16 protein-coding genes are annotated in these 19,953 nt (G+C 61.8%); 8 read left to right on the top strand and 8 right to left on the bottom strand.

What is annotated here, in order from left to right; translation table 11 throughout:
• Positions 1-50 precede the first annotated feature (50 nt).
• The 3 genes from glmU to GGI60_RS10850 all read left to right on the top strand — a co-directional run bounded on the left by glmU (position 51) and on the right by GGI60_RS10850 (position 4,189).
• Positions 51-1,412, top strand: a complete 1,362-nt coding sequence (glmU, locus tag GGI60_RS10860) for a bifunctional UDP-N-acetylglucosamine diphosphorylase/glucosamine-1-phosphate N-acetyltransferase GlmU (RefSeq protein ID WP_183915579.1) — start codon at positions 51-53, stop codon at positions 1,410-1,412.
• Positions 1,413-1,521: 109 nt separating this feature from the next.
• A complete protein-coding gene (glmS, locus tag GGI60_RS10855) occupies positions 1,522-3,348 on the top strand; it encodes a glutamine--fructose-6-phosphate transaminase (isomerizing) (protein WP_183915577.1) in 1,827 nt (608 codons plus the stop codon).
• A gap of 133 nt (positions 3,349-3,481) precedes the next feature.
• On the top strand, positions 3,482-4,189 hold the full coding sequence (locus GGI60_RS10850) for a DUF502 domain-containing protein (RefSeq protein ID WP_183915575.1): 708 nt from the start codon (positions 3,482-3,484) through the stop codon (positions 4,187-4,189).
• Here the strand turns inward: GGI60_RS10850 and recG are convergent.
• On the bottom strand, positions 4,186-6,291 hold the full coding sequence (gene recG, locus GGI60_RS10845) for an ATP-dependent DNA helicase RecG (RefSeq protein WP_183915573.1): 2,106 nt from the start codon (positions 6,289-6,291) through the stop codon (positions 4,186-4,188). The genes GGI60_RS10850 and recG overlap by 4 nt on opposite strands.
• 92 nt (positions 6,292-6,383) lie before the next feature.
• Between recG and GGI60_RS10840 the strand changes: the two genes are divergently transcribed.
• From GGI60_RS10840 to GGI60_RS10830, 3 genes are read left to right on the top strand one after another with little or no spacing between them, the layout of a single operon-like run.
• Positions 6,384-6,689 (top strand): succinate dehydrogenase assembly factor 2, encoded by a 306-nt coding sequence (locus GGI60_RS10840; RefSeq protein WP_183915572.1) that lies wholly within the window; start codon positions 6,384-6,386, stop codon positions 6,687-6,689.
• Complete coding sequence (mfd, locus tag GGI60_RS10835) at positions 6,686-10,189, top strand: transcription-repair coupling factor (RefSeq protein WP_183915570.1); 3,504 nt, start codon at positions 6,686-6,688, stop codon at positions 10,187-10,189. The genes GGI60_RS10840 and mfd overlap by 4 nt, the downstream gene beginning before the upstream one ends.
• Positions 10,190-10,209: 20 nt before the next feature.
• Positions 10,210-10,677 (top strand): OsmC family protein, encoded by a 468-nt coding sequence (locus GGI60_RS10830; protein ID WP_183915568.1) that lies wholly within the window; start codon positions 10,210-10,212, stop codon positions 10,675-10,677.
• A 13-nt stretch (positions 10,678-10,690) separates the two neighbouring features.
• Here the strand turns inward: GGI60_RS10830 and GGI60_RS10825 are convergent, their stop codons facing one another.
• The 3 genes from GGI60_RS10825 to GGI60_RS10815 form a co-directional block, all read right to left on the bottom strand.
• The gene (locus GGI60_RS10825) at positions 10,691-11,254 is read right to left on the bottom strand and encodes a GrpB family protein (protein ID WP_312862795.1); all 564 of its coding nucleotides are present in this window, start codon (positions 11,252-11,254) and stop codon (positions 10,691-10,693) included.
• A gap of 1 nt (position 11,255) precedes the next feature.
• Positions 11,256-11,927 (bottom strand): DsbA family oxidoreductase, encoded by a 672-nt coding sequence (locus GGI60_RS10820; protein WP_183915566.1) that lies wholly within the window; start codon positions 11,925-11,927, stop codon positions 11,256-11,258.
• Between the two features lie 62 nt (positions 11,928-11,989).
• Complete coding sequence (locus GGI60_RS10815; RefSeq protein ID WP_183915564.1) at positions 11,990-13,792, bottom strand: extracellular solute-binding protein; 1,803 nt, start codon at positions 13,790-13,792, stop codon at positions 11,990-11,992.
• A 286-nt stretch (positions 13,793-14,078) separates the two neighbouring features.
• Between GGI60_RS10815 and GGI60_RS10810 the strand changes: the two genes are divergently transcribed.
• Positions 14,079-14,732 carry an invasion associated locus B family protein gene (locus GGI60_RS10810; RefSeq protein ID WP_183915562.1) on the top strand — a complete coding sequence of 218 codons (654 nt, stop codon included), beginning with the start codon at positions 14,079-14,081 and terminating at the stop codon, positions 14,730-14,732.
• Between the two features lie 261 nt (positions 14,733-14,993).
• Here the strand turns inward: GGI60_RS10810 and hspQ are convergent, their stop codons facing one another.
• The 3 genes from hspQ to GGI60_RS10795 form a co-directional block, all read right to left on the bottom strand.
• Positions 14,994-15,323: a heat shock protein HspQ gene (hspQ, locus tag GGI60_RS10805; RefSeq protein WP_097579276.1), complete on the bottom strand. Its 330-nt coding sequence runs from the start codon at positions 15,321-15,323 to the stop codon at positions 14,994-14,996.
• Positions 15,324-15,482: 159 nt separating this feature from the next.
• The gene (glnA, locus tag GGI60_RS10800) at positions 15,483-16,892 is read right to left on the bottom strand and encodes a type I glutamate--ammonia ligase (protein ID WP_038688890.1); all 1,410 of its coding nucleotides are present in this window, start codon (positions 16,890-16,892) and stop codon (positions 15,483-15,485) included.
• 78 nt (positions 16,893-16,970) lie between these two features.
• Positions 16,971-17,309: a P-II family nitrogen regulator gene (locus GGI60_RS10795; protein WP_003539626.1), complete on the bottom strand. Its 339-nt coding sequence runs from the start codon at positions 17,307-17,309 to the stop codon at positions 16,971-16,973.
• A 343-nt stretch (positions 17,310-17,652) separates the two neighbouring features.
• Between GGI60_RS10795 and GGI60_RS10790 the strand changes: the two genes are divergently transcribed.
• A complete protein-coding gene (locus GGI60_RS10790) occupies positions 17,653-19,125 on the top strand; it encodes an NAD(P)H-hydrate dehydratase (RefSeq protein WP_183915560.1) in 1,473 nt (490 codons plus the stop codon).
• Positions 19,126-19,131: 6 nt separating this feature from the next.
• Here GGI60_RS10790 and GGI60_RS10785 read toward each other — a convergent pair whose 3' ends face one another.
• Positions 19,132-19,938: a DUF72 domain-containing protein gene (locus GGI60_RS10785; RefSeq protein WP_183915559.1), complete on the bottom strand. Its 807-nt coding sequence runs from the start codon at positions 19,936-19,938 to the stop codon at positions 19,132-19,134.
• Positions 19,939-19,953: the final 15 nt, after the last annotated feature.

The following is a 19,953-nucleotide window of genomic DNA, read 5'->3' as shown; positions in this document are numbered from 1 at the left end:
CAGTATGAGGCAGGAAAGCCGCCTTATCGCGCGGATTCGCGGAGCAGATCATGGAACGTACTTGCCTTGCCGTCATCCTTGCCGCCGGTGACAGCACGCGGATGAAATCCTCGAAATCGAAGGTGCTGCATCCGGTCGCCGGGCGGCCGATGATCGCCCATGTGGTCGAGGCGGTCGCCTCCGCCGGCATTTCCGCCGTCGCCCTTGTCGTGGGCCGCGACGCCGAGGAGGTGGCAAAGGCTGCCAGCATCAACGGTGTCGGCGTCGAATCCTATCTGCAGCAGCAGCGCCTCGGCACCGGCCACGCAGTGCTGGCGGCGCGCGAAGCGATCGCCAGGGGGTATGACGACATCCTCGTCACCTATGGCGACGTGCCGCTGCAGACCGGCGAGCCGCTGAAGGCTGCCCGCCAGGAGCTTGCCGAGGGCAGCGACATCGTCGTGATCGGTTTCCACACCGACCGCCCGACCGGCTACGGCCGCCTGCTCGTCAAGGACGGTGAATTGATCGCCATCCGCGAAGAGAAGGATGCGACCGATGCCGAGCGCACTGTGACCTGGTGCAACAGCGGACTGATGGTGATCAACGGCCGCAAGGCGCTCGATCTCCTCTCGCGCATCGGCAATTCCAATGCCAAGGGCGAATTCTATCTGACCGATCTCGTCGAGATCGCCCGCTCGCTCGGCTGTCGCGTCACCGCCGTCGATGCCCCCGAAATCGAAATGACCGGCTGCAACAACCGCGCGGAACTCGCGATTATCGAGCGCTTGTGGCAGGAGCGCCGCCGCCGCGAGATGATGCTGGCGGGCGTCACCATGATCGCACCGGAAACGGTGTTCCTCTCCTACGATACAGTCATCGGCCAGGATGCGCTGATCGAGCCGAACGTTGTCTTCGGTCTCGGCGCCGTGATCGACAGCGGCGCCGTCATTCACGCTTTCTCGCATATCGAAGGCGCTCATGTCAGCCGGGGCGCGACCGTTGGTCCCTTCGCGCGGCTGCGGCCGGGTACCGATCTCGCAAACGGCGCGAAGGTCGGCAATTTCTGCGAAGTCAAGAATGGCCGGTTGGGTGAGGGCGCCAAGGTCAACCACCTCACCTATATCGGCGATGCCGTCATCGGCGCCGGCAGCAATATCGGCGCCGGCACGATCACCTGCAATTATGACGGGGTCAACAAGAGCGAGACGGTGATTGGCGAGAACGCCTTTATCGGCTCCAACTCCTCACTGGTCGCGCCGGTGACGATCGGCGACGGCGCTTATGTCGGCTCCGGTAGTGTCATCACCGCCGACGTGCCGGCCGATGCGCTGGCGCTCGGCCGTGCCCGCCAGGAGATCAAGCCCGGCCGTGCTTCCCTGCTGCGCGAGCGCGCACTCGCCATCAAGGCGGCGAAGAAGGCCAAGACTTAGAGCCCGCTTTCCGTAACCGGCGGAAATTGAAAGTGACCGCCGAGACCATTGAGAAATAAGCCGAAATCGTTAGGACTGGCCGCGTTATCGGAGGCTTAGGGGATATTGCATGTGCGGAATTGTGGGGATCGTCGGAACTCAGCCTGTTGCCGGGCGCCTGGTCGATGCGCTGAAGCGCCTCGAATATCGTGGTTATGATTCCGCTGGCGTCGCCACCGTCCACGAGGGGGTGATGGATCGCCGCCGCGCCGAGGGCAAGCTCTTCAACTTGGAAAAGCGCCTCGACGTCGAACCGCTGCCCGGCACGGTCGGAATTGCCCATACGCGCTGGGCTACCCATGGCGTGCCCAATGAGACCAATGCCCATCCGCATTTCGTCGAAGGTGTCGCCGTCGTCCATAACGGCATCATCGAAAACTTCTCCGAGCTGCGCGACGAACTGACCGCGGACGGCTCGGTCTTCGAAACCCAGACCGACACCGAAGTCGTCGCCCAGCTGATGGCGAAATATCTGCGCGAAGGCCTCGAGCCGCGCGCCGCCATGCTGAAAATGCTGAACCGGGTGACCGGCGCCTATGCGCTGGCCGTCATGCTCAAGGCCGATCCCGACACGATCATGGCCGCCCGTTCCGGCCCGCCGCTTGCCGTGGGCTATGGTCGCGGCGAGATGTTCCTCGGCTCGGACGCCATCGCGCTTTCGCCCTTCACTAACGAGATCACCTATCTCGTCGACGGCGACTGCGCCGTCATCACCCGCGATAGCGTCTCGGTCCTGGATTTCGCCGGCAAACCGGTCAAGCGCGCCCGGCAGATCTCGCAGGCGACCGCCTATGTCGTCGACAAGGGCAATCACCGCCACTTCATGGAAAAGGAAATATACGAGCAGCCGGAGGTGATCTCCCATGCGCTCAGCCACTATGTCGATTTCGCCGAGAACACCATCGGCGCCAATGCCGCAGCGATTGACTTCAAGGCGGCGACCGGCCTGGCGATCTCGGCCTGCGGCACCGCCTATCTCGCCGGTCTCGTCGGCAAATACTGGTTCGAGCGTTATGCCCGCCTGCCGGTCGAGATCGACGTCGCCTCTGAATTCCGTTACCGCGAAATGCCGCTCTCGCCCTCGCAGGCGGCACTCTTCATCTCGCAGTCCGGCGAAACCGCCGATACGCTGGCCTCGCTGCGCTACTGCCGCGACAACGGCCTGAAGATTGGCGCCGTCGTCAACGTCCGCGAATCGACGATCGCCCGCGAATCCGATGCCGTCTTCCCGATCATGGCCGGCCCGGAAATCGGCGTCGCCTCGACCAAGGCCTTCACCTGCCAGCTCGCCGTGTTGGCGTCGCTGGCGATCGGCGCCGGCAAGGCGCGCGGTACGGTGAGCACTGAGGAGGAGAGGGCCCTGGTGCGTCATCTCGCCGAAATGCCGCGCGTCATGAGCCGGGTGCTGAACCTCATCCAGCCGCAGATGGAAAGCCTGTCGCGCGAACTGTCGAAATGCAAGGACGTGCTTTATCTCGGCCGCGGCACCAGCTTCCCGCTTGCCATGGAGGGGGCGCTGAAGCTCAAGGAAATCTCCTATATCCACGCCGAAGGTTATGCCGCCGGCGAATTGAAGCACGGGCCGATCGCGCTGATCGACGAAAACATGCCTGTTATCGTCATTGCGCCCTACGACCGTTTCTTCGAAAAGACCGTTTCCAACATGCAGGAGGTCGCAGCCCGCGGCGGCCGCATCATTTTCATTACCGACGAAGCGGGTGCCGCGGCCTCGAAGCTGCCGACCATGGCGACGATTACCCTGCCTGTCGTCGATGAAATCATCGCGCCGATGATCTTCTCGCTGCCGATCCAGCTGCTTGCCTACCACACAGCCGTCTTCATGGGCACCGACGTCGACCAGCCCCGCAACCTGGCGAAATCCGTGACCGTGGAATAAGCCTGTAATGCCGGATTTCCGGCGCCGAAACATGTTGTACGACGCCCCGAATTCTGGCAATTTTGGAGTGCGGACAAGGGGGAGGGCCGGCGTTCCGGCCTGTCCAGGACTAGATGGAGTTCATCAGGAAACGATGACCGACAATACCCCCAGAATGCCGGTGGCAACCCGGCTGAGAAACAACTTTCTCGCGGGCCTGATTATCTGCGCGCCGATCGCCATTACCATCTGGCTGACCTGGACCTTCATCCACTGGTCGGACAGCTGGGTGAGGCCCTATATTCCGGCGCGCTGGAATCCGGAAAGCTATCTGAATTTCGCCATTCCCGGCTTCGGGCTGCTGATCGCCATCGTGCTGATCACCGTCGTCGGCTTCCTCGGCAAGAACCTCATCGGCCAGAGCATCGTCCGTTTCGGCGAATCGATCGTCCAGCGCATGCCGCTGGTTCGCACGATTTATAGAAGCGTGAAGCAGATCTTCGAAACCGTGCTGAAGGACCAGTCGAACTCCTTCAAGAAAGTGGGCCTCATCGAGTATCCGGGGCCTGGCCTCTGGGCTCTGGTTTTCGTCGCCACCGACGCCAAGGGCGAGATCGCATCGAAGTTCAACGCCATGGGTCAGGACATGGTGGCCGTTTTCCTGCCGCCGACCCCTGTGCCGACAGCCGGTTTCCTCATTTTCGTGCCGCGCGAAAAGATCGTCATGCTCGACATGAGCGCGGAAGACGCCGCCAAGTTCCTGATCTCCGGCGGCCTGGTGGCTCCCGAACACAAGCCGTCCGAGCCGAAGCAGAAGCATTTGCCACGGCCGAAGCCGGTGGCGGTTTCGAAAGCCGATTAACCAGCCCTCAGGAAGCGGATCGCCTCGTCGCGGCGGAACAGATAGAGAAGCGTGCGAATCGCCTGTCCTCGTTCGCCCGTCAGCTCCGGATCGCGCTCGATGAGATAGGCCGCATCCTTGCGGGCGATCTCGAGCAGGTCGGCATGCGCCTCGAGGCTGGCGATGCGAAAACCCGGCGTGCCGGACTGGCGGGTTCCGAGCAGCTCGCCTTCGCCGCGCAGCTTCAGATCCTCCTCGGCGATGCGGAAACCGTCTTCCGTCTCCCGCATGATCGAAAGCCGGGCATGGCCGGTTTCGCCGAGCGGCCCCTTGTAGAGCAGGATGCAGGTCGAGGCCTCGTGCCCGCGTCCGACCCGGCCGCGCAGCTGGTGTAATTGCGCAAGGCCGAAGCGTTCGGCATGTTCGATCACCATGATCGTCGCATCCGGCACGTCGACGCCGACCTCGACGACGGTGGTGGCGACGAGCAGCCGGGTTTCGCCGTTCTTGAACGCCATCATCGCCGCATCCTTCTCCGGCCCGCTCATGCGGCCGTGGATGAGGCCGATATCGGGGCCGAGTGCCGAGACCAACGTCGCATGCCGCTCCTCTGCCGACATCAGGTCGAGCTCTTCGGATTCTTCGACCAGCGGGCAGATCCAGTAGGCCTTCTTGCCCTCGGCAAGCGCGCTCTGCAGCCGGCCGACGATCTCGCCGGTGCGCTCCATTGGCACGGTGATCGTCTGGATCGGCTTGCGGCCGGCCGGTTTTTCCGTGAGCTTGGAAACATCCATGTCGCCGAAGGCGGCGAGCACCAGCGTGCGCGGGATCGGCGTTGCCGTCATGACGAGCATGTGCGGCGAGATGCCTTTGGCGGTCAGCCGGAGGCGCTGATGCACGCCGAAACGGTGCTGTTCGTCGACGACGGCAAGCATGAGATTGGCGTAAGTGACGCTGTCCTGGAACAGCGCATGTGTGCCGACGACGATCTGTGCTGCGCCCGAGGCGATGCGCTCCAGGATCTCCTCCCGCTCGCGCCCCTTGGTGCGACCGGTCAGCACCTCGATGCCGAGGCCGGCGGAGGCGGCAAATTTGGAGATCGTCGCGTGGTGCTGGCGCGCCAGGATTTCGGTCGGCGCCATCAGTACCGCCTGGCCGCCGCTCTCGATCACCGCTGCCATCGACATCAGCGCAACCAGGGTCTTGCCGGAACCGACATCGCCCTGCAGCAGCCGCAGCATGCGTTCGGTGCCCGCCATGTCCTTCAGAATGTCGGCGATCGCCTCTTTCTGACTTGATGTAAGTGAGAAGGGTAGGGTCTTCTGAATCTTGGCGCTGACCGCCCCCGTCGCCTGCAACGGCTGGCCCGCTACCTTGCGCAGCCTCTGACGCACCAGGCTCAGCGAAAGCTGGCCGGCGAGGAACTCGTCATAGGCGAGCCGCCGCCGCGCTGGGGCCTGCGGGTCGATATCGGACGGGTCGCGCGGCTCGTGCAGCATGTGGAAGCTGTCGCGGATCGAGGGCAGCCCCTGCTTCTGCGCCAGCGCCGGGTCTATCCATTCCGGCAGCTCGGGAAAACGCGGCAGCGCGGCATCGATGATCTTGCGCAATGTCTTCGGTGAAAGCCCTGCCGTCAGCGGATAGATCGGCTCGACCAGCGGCAGGTTCTCGGCTTCCTCCGCTCTGACGATGTAGTCCGGATGCACCATCGAGGCGCGGCCGTTGAACCAGTCGACCTTGCCGCTGACCGTCACCTCGGCATCAATCGGCAGCTGCTTTTCCAGCCAGGCCGCCTGTCCGCGGAAGAAGACCAGCGTCAGCTCGCCGGTCTCGTCATGCAGGAAGACGCGGTAGGGCACATTGCTTTTGCCGCGCGGCGGCACTTGGTGGCGGTCGACGCGCGCGGTGATCGTTACGATCGCGCCCTGCGGCGCCAAGGCTATCCCAGGCTGGTTGCGCCGGTCGATCAGCGAGAAGGGCGCATGGAAGAGAAGATCGATGACCCGGCAATCCTCCACCGTCTCGCGCCCGAGCAGCTTGACGAGTAGTTCGGCGACCTTCGGGCCGACGCCCGGAAGGCCCGAAATGGGGGAAAACAGCGGATCGAGAATGGCGGGGCGCATGAGGCCAAAATGCGATGAACAATGCGGCCTTGGCAAGGCTGACAAGCCGCTTTCGAGGGGCTATAGAGGCGCATCAACAGGAAGGTAATGCCATGACAGGTGTCACGCTCACGAGTGCCGGTCTCGACCCGCGCCGCCGCCGCGTCCTTTTCCGCTGCTGTCATCGCGGGATCCGCGAGATGGATCTGGTCTTCGGTCAGTTCGCCGAAGCCGAGATCGCGACGCTTTCGGAAGCCGAGCTCGACGAGTTCGAAACGATCATGGCCGAGGAAGACAATGATCTCGTCCGCTGGATCATGGGAACCTGGCCGGTGCCTGAGCGTTTCCAGACACCGATGTTTGCCCGCCTTGCGGCCTATACGCCCGATTTCGACAAGCCCCTCAGGACGCCGGAATGATCCCTGGTTTCGATGCGAATAAGCTGGCGGCCATTGCCGAGCCGCTGACGATCGGCAATGTGCCTGCCGGCCTTGAACCGCTGCTGCTCGCCGAACTCGCCCGCACGGGAGAGCCGGTCGCCTATGTCATGTCAGACGGCCATCGCATGGTCGATCTCGAGCAGATGCTCGGCTTCGTCGCCCCCGACATTCCGGTTCTCACCCTGCCGGCCTGGGACTGTCTGCCCTATGACCGCGTCTCGCCGAGCGCCGATACCTCGGCCCGCCGGCTGGCCGCGCTCGGCGGCCTCATCGCCCATCGCAAAAAGCCGCATGCGGCAATCGTGCTCGTCACCGCCAATGCCATGTTGCAGAAGGTGGCGCCGCAGGATGTCATTGAAAGCCTGAGCTTTTCGGCCCGTCCCGGCAACCAGCTGCGCATGGACGATCTCGCCGGACGTCTGGAGCGCAACGGTTTCGACCGTGTCGCGACCGTTCGCGAGGTCGGCGAATATGCCGTGCGCGGCGGCATTCTCGACGTCTTCGTGCCGGGATCGGAAGAGCCGGTCCGCCTCGATTTCTTCGGCGATACGCTGGAAACGATCCGCAGCTTCGATCCGGCGAGCCAGCGCACGACCGGCCAGGTGCGTTCGCTCGATCTCAACCCGATGAGCGAGGTGACGCTGACGCCGGATACGATCAGCCGCTTTCGCAAGAATTACCTGTCGGCTTTCGGCGCGACGACTCGCGATGACGCGCTCTATCTCGCCGTCTCCGAAGGCCGCCGTTACCCCGGCATGGAACACTGGCTGCCGTTCTTCTACGAGAAGCTCGATACCGTCTTCGATTATCTCAGCGGCTTCCGAGTCGTCACCGACCACACCGTGCGGGAGGCGGCGGAAGAACGCTCCAAGCTCGTCCTCGATTATTTCGACGCCCGGCTGAATTCCGGCCAGCCGGCCAAGGGACAGATGGCGCAGGGCACGCCCTACAAGCCGGTGGCGCCGGGGCAGCTCTACCTGGACAGCATGCTTTTCGCCAAGACTCTCGACGCACTCGGCGCGATTCGCATCAGCCCCTTCAACGAGATAGAGGGCGAGGCGAGGCGGGTCGTCAACATCGAGGCTCGCCAGGGCCAGCGCTGGGCCCGCTCAAATGCCGAAGGCGGCGGCGATGCCGAACGCGTCAATATCTTCGACGTCGTCGTCAAGCACATCGCCGACCGCCGCGCCGGCGGGGCGAAGGTGTTGGTCACCGCCTGGACCGAAGGTTCGCTGGAGCGCCTGCTGCAGGTGCTGAACGAACATGGTCTGGAAAAGGTGAAGCCGGTCGAGGCGCTGAAGGATCTCGGCACGCTGGGTAAAGGCGAGGCGGCGGCCGCGGTGCTCAATCTCGAATCCGGTTTCGAGGCCGGCGATCTCGTCGTCATCGGCGAGCAGGATATTCTCGGCGACCGCATGGTGCGCCGCTCCAAGCGCCGCAAGCGCGCCGCCGATTTCATCGCCGAGGTCGCCGGCCTCGACGAGGGCTCGATCGTCGTCCATGCCGAACACGGCATCGGCCGCTTTATCGGCCTCAAGACCATCGAGGCGGCAGGCGCCCCGCATGCCTGCCTCGAACTGCAATATGCCGACGAGGCCAAACTCTTCCTGCCGGTCGAAAACATCGATCTGCTCTCGCGCTATGGCGGGGAGGGGACGGATACTCAGCTCGACAAGCTCGGCGGCGGCGCCTGGCAGATGCGCAAGGCCAAGCTCAAGAAGCGGCTGCTCGACATGGCGGATGCGCTGATCCGCATCGCCGCCGAGCGCCTGACGCGCCATGCGCCTGTTCTGACGACCCCGGACGGACTTTACGACGAGTTTGCCGCCCGCTTCCCCTATGACGAGACCGAAGACCAGGACAATGCCATCGAAGCCGTACGCTCCGATCTCGGCGCCGGCCGACCGATGGATCGCCTCGTCTGCGGCGACGTCGGCTTCGGCAAGACGGAAGTGGCCTTGCGCGCCGCCTTCGTCGCCGCGATGAACGGCGTCCAGGTTGCCGTCGTCGTGCCGACGACCTTGCTCGCCCGCCAGCATTTCAAGACTTTCTCCGAGCGTTTTCGCGGCCTGCCGGTGCGCATCCAGCAAGCCTCGCGGCTTGTCGGCGCCAAGGAACTGGCGCTGACCAAGAAGGAAGTCTCCGAAGGCAAGACCGATATCGTCGTCGGCACCCATGCTCTGCTCGGCGCCGGCATCAAATTCGCCAATCTCGGCCTGCTCGTCATCGACGAAGAGCAGCATTTCGGCGTGAAGCACAAGGAGCGGTTGAAGGAGCTGAAGAGCGACGTGCATGTGCTGACGCTTTCCGCGACGCCGATCCCGCGCACGCTGCAGCTCGCCATGACCGGGGTGCGCGAACTGTCGTTGATCACCACGCCGCCGGTCGATCGCATGGCGGTGCGCACCTTCATCTCGCCTTTCGACAGCCTGGTCATCCGCGAGACGCTGATGCGTGAGCACTATCGCGGCGGCCAGAGCTTCTATGTTTGCCCGAGGCTCGCCGATCTCGCAGATGTGCAGGCCTTCCTGCAGTCCGACGTGCCGGAGCTGAAGGTCGCCGTCGCCCATGGCCAGATGCCGGCCGGCGAACTCGAAGACATCATGAACGCCTTCTATGAAGGCCGTTACGATGTGCTGCTGTCGACCACGATCGTCGAATCCGGCCTCGACGTGCCGACAGCCAACACGCTGATCGTCCACCGCGCCGATATGTTCGGCCTTGCCCAGCTCTATCAGCTGCGCGGCCGCGTCGGCCGCTCGAAGGTGCGCGCTTTTGCGCTCTTCACCCTGCCTGTAAACAAGGTGCTGACGGCAACGGCCGACCGTCGGCTGAAGGTGCTGCAGTCCTTGGATACACTCGGCGCCGGCTTCCAGCTGGCAAGCCACGACCTCGATATCCGCGGCGCCGGCAATCTGCTCGGCGAGGAGCAGTCCGGCCATATCAAGGAGGTCGGCTTCGAACTCTACCAGCAGATGCTGGAAGAGGCGGTCGCCGAGGTCAAGGGCATCGACGAAATCCATGATACCGGCTGGTCGCCGCAAATCTCGGTCGGTACGACGGTGATGATCCCGGAAGATTACGTTCCCGATCTGCATCTGCGCATGGCGCTTTACCGCCGTCTCGGCGAACTCACCGAACTCAAGGAGATCGACGGCTTCGGTGCGGAGATGATCGACCGCTTCGGCCCGATGCCGATCGAAGTCCAGCATCTCCTGAAGATCGTCTATATCAAGTCGCTCTGCCGCACCGCCAATGTCGAAAAGCTCGACGCCGGCCCGAAGGGCGTCGTCGTGCAGTTCCGCAATAAGGAATTCCCGAACCCGGCAAATCTCGTCGGCTATATCGGCAAGCAGGGCACGATGGCGAAGATCCGCCCCGATCACAGCCTGTTCCTGACCCGCGATCTGCCGACCCCGGAAAAGCGCCTGCAGGGCGCCGCTGTTATCATGACGCAACTGGCCGAGATGGCGAAATAAACAGAGGGAGGGAGGCAGGCATGGCCACATACGGCGCAACGATCGCCTGGGAGCGCAACGGCGAAACCTTCACCGACAGCCGCTACAGCCGCGCCCACCGCTGGACCTTCGACGGCGGCATCGAGGTGAGGGCGTCCTCCTCCTCACATGTCGTTCCGCTTCCTTATTCCGCCGGAGACGCCGTCGATCCGGAAGAGGCTTTTGTCGCCTCGCTCTCCAGCTGCCACATGCTTTGGTTCCTGTCGATCGCCGCCAAACGCCGCTTTTGCGTCGACAGCTACACCGACGCCGCCGAGGGCATCATGGAGAAGAATGCCGAAGGCCGTCTCGCCATGACCGTCGTCACGCTCCGCCCACATGTGGCCTTTTCCGGCGACAAGCAGCCCTCGTTGAGCGAGCTTGAAGCGCTGCACCATCGCGCCCACGACGAATGTTTCATCGCCAACTCCGTGAAGACCGAGGTGCGCTGCATCCCGGTTCTGGGCTGAAAGCCGATACCGTTCAGTCGGCTGGCGGTTCTGACCAACCGATCAGTCTTGCCCATTCATTGGCGCCATCCATGATGATGTCAAACACCGGGTCCTTGATGTCGTAGTAGAAGTCGACGTCGTCGGGAAAACGCTGAGCGAGTCGCTGTTTGATTAGCGCATAGGCATTCGCTGCCGTCCCATGGGCACGCAGGAAGTCGCGGCAGAGAAGAGAGTAGCGCTGATTGAACCGGCCTTTTTCTCGGATGTGCAGATTGGCCGGGCGTCCTCTGCTGCGAAAGAAGGCCTTGTGCAATTCGCCTTCCGCCAACTTAACTCCCGGAGGACAGTGGTCGATGACGATTGGACTGTGCTCGAAACCGACCCGTTCGAATGCCTCGACATCAACGTCGGCCAGATCATTCACGGTCAGCTGGATATCGATGATATCCTTCGCGGGAAGGCCGGGAATGGCCGTCGATCCGATGTGATGCAGATAGGCGCCGGCAGGAGCTACGAGCATGATGGCGCGCTTGAGCGCAGCGAAATCCTCGGCCCAGCTTTGTTGCGGCTCTTCGATCTCGATGCGCGTCGGCACCTCAGTTGAGCCCCGATCGCGCCTCGGCCTTCGCCTTGGCAATATCGCGCAATGCACCCGCCAGCACATCGGGCGTCTGTGCGCCGCTGACGGCATACTGCTGGTCGAAGATGAAGAACGGCACGCCGTTGACGCCCATATCCTGCGCCGCCTTGATTTCGGCGACGATCAGATCGCGATCGGCGTCGGAAGCGAGCAGCGAGGCGATGACCGAGCGGTCCAGGCCGACCTTTTCGGCGATATCGAGTAGCACCGCATGATCGCCGACATTGCGGCCCTCTTCGAAATTCGCTTTGAACAGCGCTGCGACGACCGCGTCCTGCTTTTCGCGGCCTTCGATCATCGCCCAGTGGATCAGCCGATGCGCATCGAGCGTGTTGGGGCCAATTTTGATCGCCTCGAAATCGAAGGCGATGCCGACCTCGCGGCCGAGATCGCTCAGCATCTTGTGGGCTTGCGCCACACGCTCCTCGCCGCCGAGCTTCTCAGCCAGCGCCTTCTTCTGATCGACGCCCTCTTTGGGATAGTCAGGATTGAGCCGGTACGGCCGCCAGTTGATGTCGACGCCGATCTCGTCCTGCACTTCGGCGATTGCGAGTTCCAGCCGCGCCTTGCCGAGATAGCACCAGGGGCAGACGACATCCGACACGACGTCGATGGTAATACGCTCCATGATCACTTTCCTTATTCTCTGTGTCTCAGGAGGAGACATCGGCCCGAGGCGTTCGGCCGCTTCTATTGGGCGCTTGTATCCCACCATATAGGCAGCTGATAGCCGTAAAGCGGCGTCGTATCGGGATGGCCGATACGCTTGCTGCGCGCCACCCATTGCTGGTCCATATGATAGAGCGGCAGCACGTAGTGGCTGGACAGCAGCAGCCGGTCGTAGGAGCGAACCGCCGCGGTGAATTCTTCCGCCGAGCGCGCCCTCAGCAGATGATCGATCAGCGTGTCGAGATCTGCATCGTTGGCGCCGGCAAAGCTGTCCGTGCCCTCGCGCGTGCGGGCAGCCGAAGACCAGCGGCCGAGCTGCTCGTTTCCAGGCGACAGCGACGAGGTGAAGGACTTCATGATCATGTCGTAATCGAAGGTGTTCGTGCGGCTCTGATACTGCGAATCATCGACCGTGCGGATCGACGCGGCGATACCGATCGCCTGCAACGAACGCTGGTAAGCGACGGCGAGCTTCTCCTGGTCGGCATTCTGCGTCATGATTTCAAACGCGAGCTGGTGCCCTGAGGCGTCGGCCATCTTGCCGCCCTGAATCGTATAGCCGCTCTGTTTCAACAGCCCAACCGCCTGCTTCAGCACGTTGCGGTCGCGCCCGGAGCCGTCGGTGATCGGCAGCTTGTAGGTACCGTCGAGAATTTGGGGAGCGATCTTGTCCTTGATCGGTCCGAGTAGCGCAAGCTCCGCGGCATTGGCGGGCACGCCGAAGCTCGAAAGCTCGGAATTCTGCCAGAAACTTTGAGTGCGCTTGTAGGCGCCGGAATAGAGGTTTTTGTTCGCCCATTCGAAATCGAACACCAGTGACAGGCCCTCACGCACTTTCGGATCGGCAAAGATCGGCCGCCGCGTGTTGAAGACGAAGCCGAGCATGCCGCTCGGCAGTTTCGGCGTGAACACGTCCTTGATGATCGCCCCGGAGGTGGCTGCGGGGAAATTGTAAGCATTGGCCCAGTGACCGGGATTGCCGTCGGGATAGACGTCGACATCGCCCTTCTTGAAGGCTTCGAACAACGTCGTGTCCTGAAGATAATACTGGACGGTGATCTGATCGTAATTGTCGGTGCCGACCTTAGCAGGAATGTCCTTGCCCCAGTAATTCGGGTCGCGTTCATAGGTGATGCTTTCGCCGGGCTTCACCACCTTCACCTTGTAAGGACCGGAACCGACGGGGGGCGTCAGCGATGTGCGGTCAAAGGTTTCGGGATCGATCGCATGTTTCGGCAGCACCGGGAAAAGACCGAAAATCAAAGGCGTCTCTCGGTCGGCCTTGTCATTGAAGGTAAAGCGCACGCTGTGTTCGCCGACCTTCTCCATTTCAGCGACGACCTTGAGGCGGTTGGAGAATGGGACGCGGCCTTTGTCACGTAACAGCTCGAAGCTGAACATTACATCTTCGGGCGTCACCGGCTGGCCGTCGGACCATTTCGCCTTCGGATTGAGGTTGAACTGGATGAAGCTCCTGTCGTCGTCCCATTCGACCGTTTCGGCAAGCAGGCCGTACAGCGTGAAGGGCTCGTCCCTGGAGCGCTGCATTAGTGATTCGTAGACGAGGTTGCCATAGTCCGGGTCCCACATGCCGCGTGCCGTCGTGCGCATGCTCTTCAGAATGAACGGGTTGAGATTGTCGAAGGTGCCGACGACGCCATAGGTGATCTTGCCTCCCTTCTTGACGTCGGGATTGACGTAAGGGAAGTGCTTGTAATCGGGCGGCAGAGCCGGCTCGCCATGCATGGCAATGCCGTGCAGCGGCTCAGCGGCGACGGTGCCGCAGAGCAGCGAAAGGGCGAGGGGGACGACGATCCGGAGCATTCGGCATTCCTTGAAATCCGCGAAAATGGGCACGATTCACGCCGGAGATTAGCATGGGGCCGACCGATTCCAACACGCGGACGCGATTTCTTTGCGCCGCCGATGAAATAGCTGCTCGAATTGCCAAAGAAATGCTGGATATCTTGAACGCTGCGATGTAACAGGTGAACCCGAAGTTTCGGGGTCATGCATTTGCCTCATTTTTCTATGAGGTGAGTGCCGAACGACCCGATGGTTGGGGTGGCACGTCGCTGCTCCGAACGGATATCAGGAGACGGAATTCGTTATGATGTTCAAGTCTGAAAAGAAAATGCGGGCAGCACTGTCCGTTCTGGCAGTGATGTTCGGCGCCGCTTCGGCTCCGGTCTCCTCCTTCGCGCAGGATGCAGGGGCACAGGCTCCGGCCCAGGGCGTCGGCGCTCCCAAGCTTGGTTGGTACAAGACCTGCAGCAAGCAGGAAGACAACGACATCTGTGTCGTCCAGAACCTGATCCTCGCTAATGGCGGCCAACTCGTCACGGCCGTCGGCCTGATCTCGGTCACCGGCAAGATCAACCGCAAGCTCCTGCAGGTTTCCGTTCCGACCGCGCGCCTGATTCCGCCCGGCATCATGATGCAGATCGATGGTGGCAAGGGCCAGAAGCTCGATTACGCCGTCTGCCTGCCGGACAAGTGCACGGCCGAAATCCCGCTGACCGATGCAATGATCGCCAGCCTGAAGAAGGGCAGCGACGTAATCTTCACCTCGATCAATTTCCGCCGCGCCCCGAACCCTATCAAGATCTCGCTCGAAGGCTTCACCGGCGCTTATGACGGCGAACCGGTCACCGAAAACAAGCTTGCTGAAAGCCAGCGCAGCCTGCAGGAAGGCATGCAGAAGAAGGCTGACGAAGCCCGCAAGAAGCTTGAAGACGCCCAGAAGGCAGCCAAGGCGCAGTAATCCTGCCGCCATATTGAATTAGAAACCCGGCTTCAGGCCGGGTTTTTTGTTGATAGGCATCTGTCTCACTTCGGCATTGGTAGTGGCTGTCCGGTTCGGACCGCGAATTTGCCCTCGCCCTAATCCTTGCCGGGGGCGAGCTGGTCTCGACCCATCCTGCGGAGGGCTTCCGAGCGACAAGCAAAGGCCGGATCTGGTGCCAAAAGAAAAAGGCCTCGCTGGGAGAGGCGAGGCCTTGTTTCATGGATCGGGACGCCTGACTTAATGGGCGAAGCTCATCTTGGGTTTGAACTGCCCTGACGGGCTCTGATCGAAAATCTGGTAGACCTGCTGGTTGCGAAGCGGCGTGCCGCTTTCGTCGTTCACCAGGTTCTGCTCGGAGACATAGGCAACATATTCGCTTTCGTCATTTTCCGCGAGCAGGTGGTAGAATGGCTGGTCTTTGCTGGGGCGCACCTCGGCGGGAATGGAATTCCACCATTCCTCCGTGTTCGCGAACTCCGGATCAACGTCGAAGATGACGCCGCGAAACGGGAAAACCTTGTGCCGGACCACTTCGCCGATACTAAACTTTGCTACTCTTTCTTTCATGGTACGACTTCCTTTCATCACCAAATTTGGTGATTGGTGTCGTGCAAATCAAGATTTTTGCACTTGTCCGTCACATGAACGTCATATCCTCCTTCTGCCGTTCATGACCTGGGGAGATGAAAGCCCCGGCGAACCGGGACTTTCAATATTCGCAGCCGATCAGGCCGAATAGTACATGTCGTATTCGACAGGGTGCGGCGTCATCTCGAAACGCATCACCTCTGCCATCTTCAACTCGATGAAGGCATCGATCTGATCGTCGTCGAAGACGCCGCCGGCCGTCAGGAACTTGCGGTCCTTGTCGAGGCTTTCAAGCGCTTCACGCAACGAGCCGCAGACGGTCGGGATCTTCTTCAGTTCCTTCGGCGGCAGATCGTAGAGATCCTTGTCCATGGCCTTGCCGGGATGGATCTTATTTTTGATGCCGTCGAGCCCGGCCATGAGCATGGCGGCGAAGGCGAGATAGGGGTTGGCGGTCGGATCCGGGAAGCGGACTTCGACGCGCTTGGCCTTCGGATTGGAGCCAAACGGAATGCGGCAGGAGGCCGAGCGGTTGCGGGCCGAATAGGCGAGCAGCACCGGCGCTTCATAACCTGGAACGAGGCGCTTGTAGGAGTTCGTCGAGGGATTGGTGAAGGCGTTGATCGCCTTGGCATGCTTGATGATGCCGCCGATATAGTAAAGGCAGCTCTCGGAAAGACCGGCATACTCGTCGCCGGCAAAGGTCGGTTTGCCGCCCTTCCAGATCGACTGGTGCACATGCATGCCCGAGCCGTTGTCGCCGAAGATCGGCTTCGGCATGAAGGTCGCGGTCTTGCCATAGGCGTTCGCCACCTGGTGCACGACGTATTTGTAGATCTGCATTTTGTCGGCGTTGCGCACCAGCGTGTCGAACTTGATGCCGAGTTCGTGCTGGGCGGCTGCCACTTCATGGTGATGCTTTTCGACGACGACGCCCATTTCGGAAAGAACTGTCAGCATTTCCGAACGCATGTCCTGGGCGCTGTCGACCGGCGGAACCGGGAAATAGCCGCCCTTGACGCGCGGGCGATGGCCGAGGTTGCCGGTTTCGTAATCGGTGTCGTCGTTCGACGGCAATTCGGTCGAATCCAGCTTGAAGCCGGTGTTGTAGGGATCGGCCTTGTACTTGACGTCGTCGAAAACGAAGAATTCGGCTTCCGGGCCGACGAAGATCGTGTCGCCGATGCCGGAGGCCTTGAGGTAGGCTTCGGCCTTTTTGGCGGTGCCGCGCGGATCGCGATTATAGGCCTCGCCGGAGACCGGATCGAGGATGTCGCAGACGATGACCATGGTCGACTGGGCGAAGAATGGGTCCATATGCACCGTTTCCGTATCGGGCATCAGCACCATGTCGGACTCGTTGATGGCCTTCCAGCCGCCGATCGAGGAGCCGTCGAACATCACGCCGTCGGCGAACATGTCTTCGTCGACGACGGCAACGTCCATCGTTACATGCTGCAGTTTGCCCTTCGGGTCGGTGAAACGCAGATCGACGAACTTCACGTCGTTTTCCTGGATCTGCTTCAGAATTTCGCTTGCGGTCGCCATTAAATACCTTCCTCCAATTTGCAATGACAATAGGTGGGCGCGGTGACGGTATCGGACTTTGCCCGGTAGGCAAAGTGGTCAGATGGCATCGATGCCGGTCTCGCCGGTGCGGATGCGGATAACCTCTTCGACATTGGAGACAAAGATCTTTCCGTCGCCGATGCGGCCGGTTTGCGCCGCCTTGCGGATCGCGTCGATGACCGCTTCCGCGTTCTCGTCGGCCAGCACGACCTCGACTTTCACCTTCGGCAGGAAATCGACGACGTATTCGGCGCCGCGGTAGAGTTCCGTGTGGCCCTTCTGACGACCGAAGCCCTTGGCTTCTGTGACTGTGATACCCTGCAGGCCGACTTCCTGAAGGGCTTCCTTCACTTCGTCCAGCTTGAAAGGCTTAATGATCGCTTCGATCTTTTTCATGAGAAAATGCTCTCCGCTTCTCCCGTTGTGGCAGGATGTTTCCCGCTCGCCGGATATGATGCAGATATCGTGCCAGTTTGAAATCCGTCTTTTCGAAAAAATACGCCGATTCTGTCAAAACCGGCGCGTTTGCGGGGCATTCGATGTGGTTTTGGTGATGGAGAAGTGAAAAAACATCGCCTCCTGCCTAAAATCAGATCGAAAACCGCGAAAGTCAGATTTTCCAGCGATTGCTAAAGCAGATATCTGTGCGGTGAAAAGATAGGCAAATGCATAAAATAAGGGCTTCCGCTTGATCGTTCATGCGGTTGTTTTTTGTGCGTTTTTTGAATTGAATAGGCTGATGAGCAAACATCTCTCCGACCTTCTCCTTACGCCAGCCGAAATGGCAGCCGTCGATAAGGCTGCTGCCGCGTCCGGCATCGACTCCTTCGGTCTGATGGAACGAGCGGGCGCTGCGGTCGCCGCTGCCGCGCTCAGGCTTCATCCGGCTGCTCTGCGTTTCGTCGTGCTCTGCGGCCCGGGCAACAATGGCGGCGACGCCTATGTCGCGGCAAGGCATCTGCAGGAAGGCGGAGCGACAGTGGCGCTTTTCCATCTCGGCGATCCTTCCAAGCTGGAGGGCGACGCCGCCCGCGCTCGGGCCGGCTGCGCACTTCAGGCGCAGGGGCTTGAGCTCTACCGGCCCGAAAGCGGCGATGTCATCGTCGACGGCCTGTTCGGGGCCGGGCTCGGGCGCGCGGTGCCGGCCGCTGTCCGCACAGTGATCGAGCAAGTTGATGAGGCCGATATCCCCGTGCTTGCGATCGACCTGCCCTCCGGTCTGGACGGCCGCACCGGCAAGGTGCTGGGCGCAGCCTTCCGCGCGCGCAATACCATCACCTTCATGACGCGCAAGCCCGGCCATCTGCTGATGCCGGGCAGGGAGCTTTGCGGTGAGCTTGCCGTCTTCGATATCGGCATACCCGCCCGCATCGTCAGGGCCGAGGCAGGCGGTATCATCGCCGAGAACAAAACGGATGCCTGGAAGGCCGTGCTGCCGCCCGAGCAGTTGGAGACGCATAAATACAAACGCGGCCATCTGGTCGTCTTCTCGGGCGAGGCCGACAAGACGGGCGCCGCGCGCATGTCGGCGGCCTCCGGCCTGAGGGCCGGCGCCGGCCTGGTGACCGTCGCAGCGCCCCATGCGGCGATCGCCGCCAATGCCGCGCATCTGACGGCCGTTATGCTGCATGCGATTGACGGCGAGGCCGAACTCGAAGACTGGCTGTCCGACTCCCGGCTTCAGACCTTCGTCCTCGGTCCCGGCTTCGGCGTCGGCGCCAGGGCGCGCGCCTATGTCACTGCCCTTGCCGATCGCCGGCTGGTGCTCGACGCCGACGGCATCTCCTCGTTCAAGGACGATCCGCACCAGCTTTTCGATCTTTTCCAAGGCGAGCCGCGCCTGGTCCTGACGCCGCACGAGGGCGAGTTTTCGCGGCTGTTTCCCGATATCGGCGGCGACGATGCGCTGGGCAAGGTCGACAAGGCGCTCGCCGCTGCCCGCCGCGCCAATGCCGCGGTCGTCTATAAAGGCGCCGATACCGTCATCGCATCGCCGGACGGCCGCGCGCTCATCAATACCAATGCGCCGGCTTGGCTTGCGACCGCCGGTTCCGGCGATGTGCTCGCCGGCATTATCGGTGGATTGCTCGCCCAGGGCCTGCCGGCCTTCGAGGCGGCAGCCGCCGGCGTCTGGCTGCATGGAGAGGCCGCCCGCCGCGCCGGCAAAGGGCTGACGGCGGAAGATCTCGCAGCGGCGGTACTGCCGTTATAGCCCGATTTATTTCTCGAGCAATTTCTGCAGGGCGATCGCCCCATGCGGCGCATTCACCTTGCCCTCATGGATCATGAAGGCGAAGACGTCGCGCGGCTCGACCTTGACCTTACGGCCTTTATCGATCAGCGGCAGATCGTCGGGTACCTTGCCTTCCGCCCAAGTCTCGAGCCGGTCGGCCCAGGCCTTCAACTCCTTGTCGGGATAGCAGGTCGCAATATCGTCGGATCCCTTCTGCAGCCTGGCATAGACGAAATCCGCCGAGACGTCGGCGATCATCGGATATTCGAAGTGTTCGGCGCAAACTGGTGCCACGCCGTATTTGGCAAGCAGGGCCACGAATTCCGGCACCTTGAAGGAATCGTGCCGGACCTCGACAACGTGGCGAAGCGCCAGCCCGTCCTGTTTTGCCGGCAGCAGCTTCAGGAAGGCCTCGAAATCTTCCGGATCGAACTTCTTCGTCGGCGCGAACTGCCAGAGCAGCGGCCCGAGGTGATCGCCGAGTTCGCTAATGCCTGACGTCAGGAAGCGCTCCATCGATTCTCCGGCTTCGGCAAGCACCCGCCGATTGGTGACAAACCGCGTCGCCTTCAGCGAAAAAATGAAACCGTCGGGCACATCGGCTGCCCATTTGGCAAAGACCGCCGGCTTCTGCGTGCTGTAATAGGTGCCGTTGACCTCGATGACCTTCAGCTGCCGGCTGGCATAATGCAGCTCGTCCTTCTGTTTGAGATCATCGGGGAAGAAATGCCCGCGCCAGGGCTCGAAGGTCCAGCCGCCGATGCCGGTGCGGATAGTGCCGGATTTCGTCATGTACGTCCTCCCCTT

The organism is Rhizobium lentis, from assembly GCF_014200175.1.
Classification (GTDB): domain Bacteria; phylum Pseudomonadota; class Alphaproteobacteria; order Rhizobiales; family Rhizobiaceae; genus Rhizobium; species Rhizobium mulingense.
Note: the sequence above shows the minus strand (reverse complement) of the source record. Positions and strands in the feature narration are given on the sequence as shown.

Bases quoted from the DNA above. Each gene is read 5' to 3' on its own strand.
- glnA (WP_038688890.1), bottom strand. From the start codon at position 16,892: ATGGCGACCGCAAGCGAAATTCTGAAGCAGATCCAGGAAAACGACGTG.
- GGI60_RS10850 (WP_183915575.1), top strand. From the start codon at position 3,482: ATGACCGACAATACCCCCAGAATGCCGGTGGCAACCCGGCTGAGAAAC.
- GGI60_RS10830 (WP_183915568.1), top strand. From the start codon at position 10,210: ATGGCCACATACGGCGCAACGATCGCCTGGGAGCGCAACGGCGAAACC.
- glmU (WP_183915579.1), top strand. From the start codon at position 51: ATGGAACGTACTTGCCTTGCCGTCATCCTTGCCGCCGGTGACAGCACG.
- GGI60_RS10815 (WP_183915564.1), bottom strand. From the start codon at position 13,792: ATGCTCCGGATCGTCGTCCCCCTCGCCCTTTCGCTGCTCTGCGGCACC.
- GGI60_RS10785 (WP_183915559.1), bottom strand. From the start codon at position 19,938: ATGACGAAATCCGGCACTATCCGCACCGGCATCGGCGGCTGGACCTTC.
- glmS (WP_183915577.1), top strand. From the start codon at position 1,522: ATGTGCGGAATTGTGGGGATCGTCGGAACTCAGCCTGTTGCCGGGCGC.
- mfd (WP_183915570.1), top strand. From the start codon at position 6,686: ATGATCCCTGGTTTCGATGCGAATAAGCTGGCGGCCATTGCCGAGCCG.
- recG (WP_183915573.1), bottom strand. From the start codon at position 6,291: ATGCGCCCCGCCATTCTCGATCCGCTGTTTTCCCCCATTTCGGGCCTT.
- GGI60_RS10810 (WP_183915562.1), top strand. From the start codon at position 14,079: ATGATGTTCAAGTCTGAAAAGAAAATGCGGGCAGCACTGTCCGTTCTG.
- GGI60_RS10840 (WP_183915572.1), top strand. From the start codon at position 6,384: ATGACAGGTGTCACGCTCACGAGTGCCGGTCTCGACCCGCGCCGCCGC.
- GGI60_RS10790 (WP_183915560.1), top strand. From the start codon at position 17,653: ATGAGCAAACATCTCTCCGACCTTCTCCTTACGCCAGCCGAAATGGCA.
- GGI60_RS10820 (WP_183915566.1), bottom strand. From the start codon at position 11,927: ATGGAGCGTATTACCATCGACGTCGTGTCGGATGTCGTCTGCCCCTGG.
- hspQ (WP_097579276.1), bottom strand. From the start codon at position 15,323: ATGAAAGAAAGAGTAGCAAAGTTTAGTATCGGCGAAGTGGTCCGGCAC.
- GGI60_RS10795 (WP_003539626.1), bottom strand. From the start codon at position 17,309: ATGAAAAAGATCGAAGCGATCATTAAGCCTTTCAAGCTGGACGAAGTG.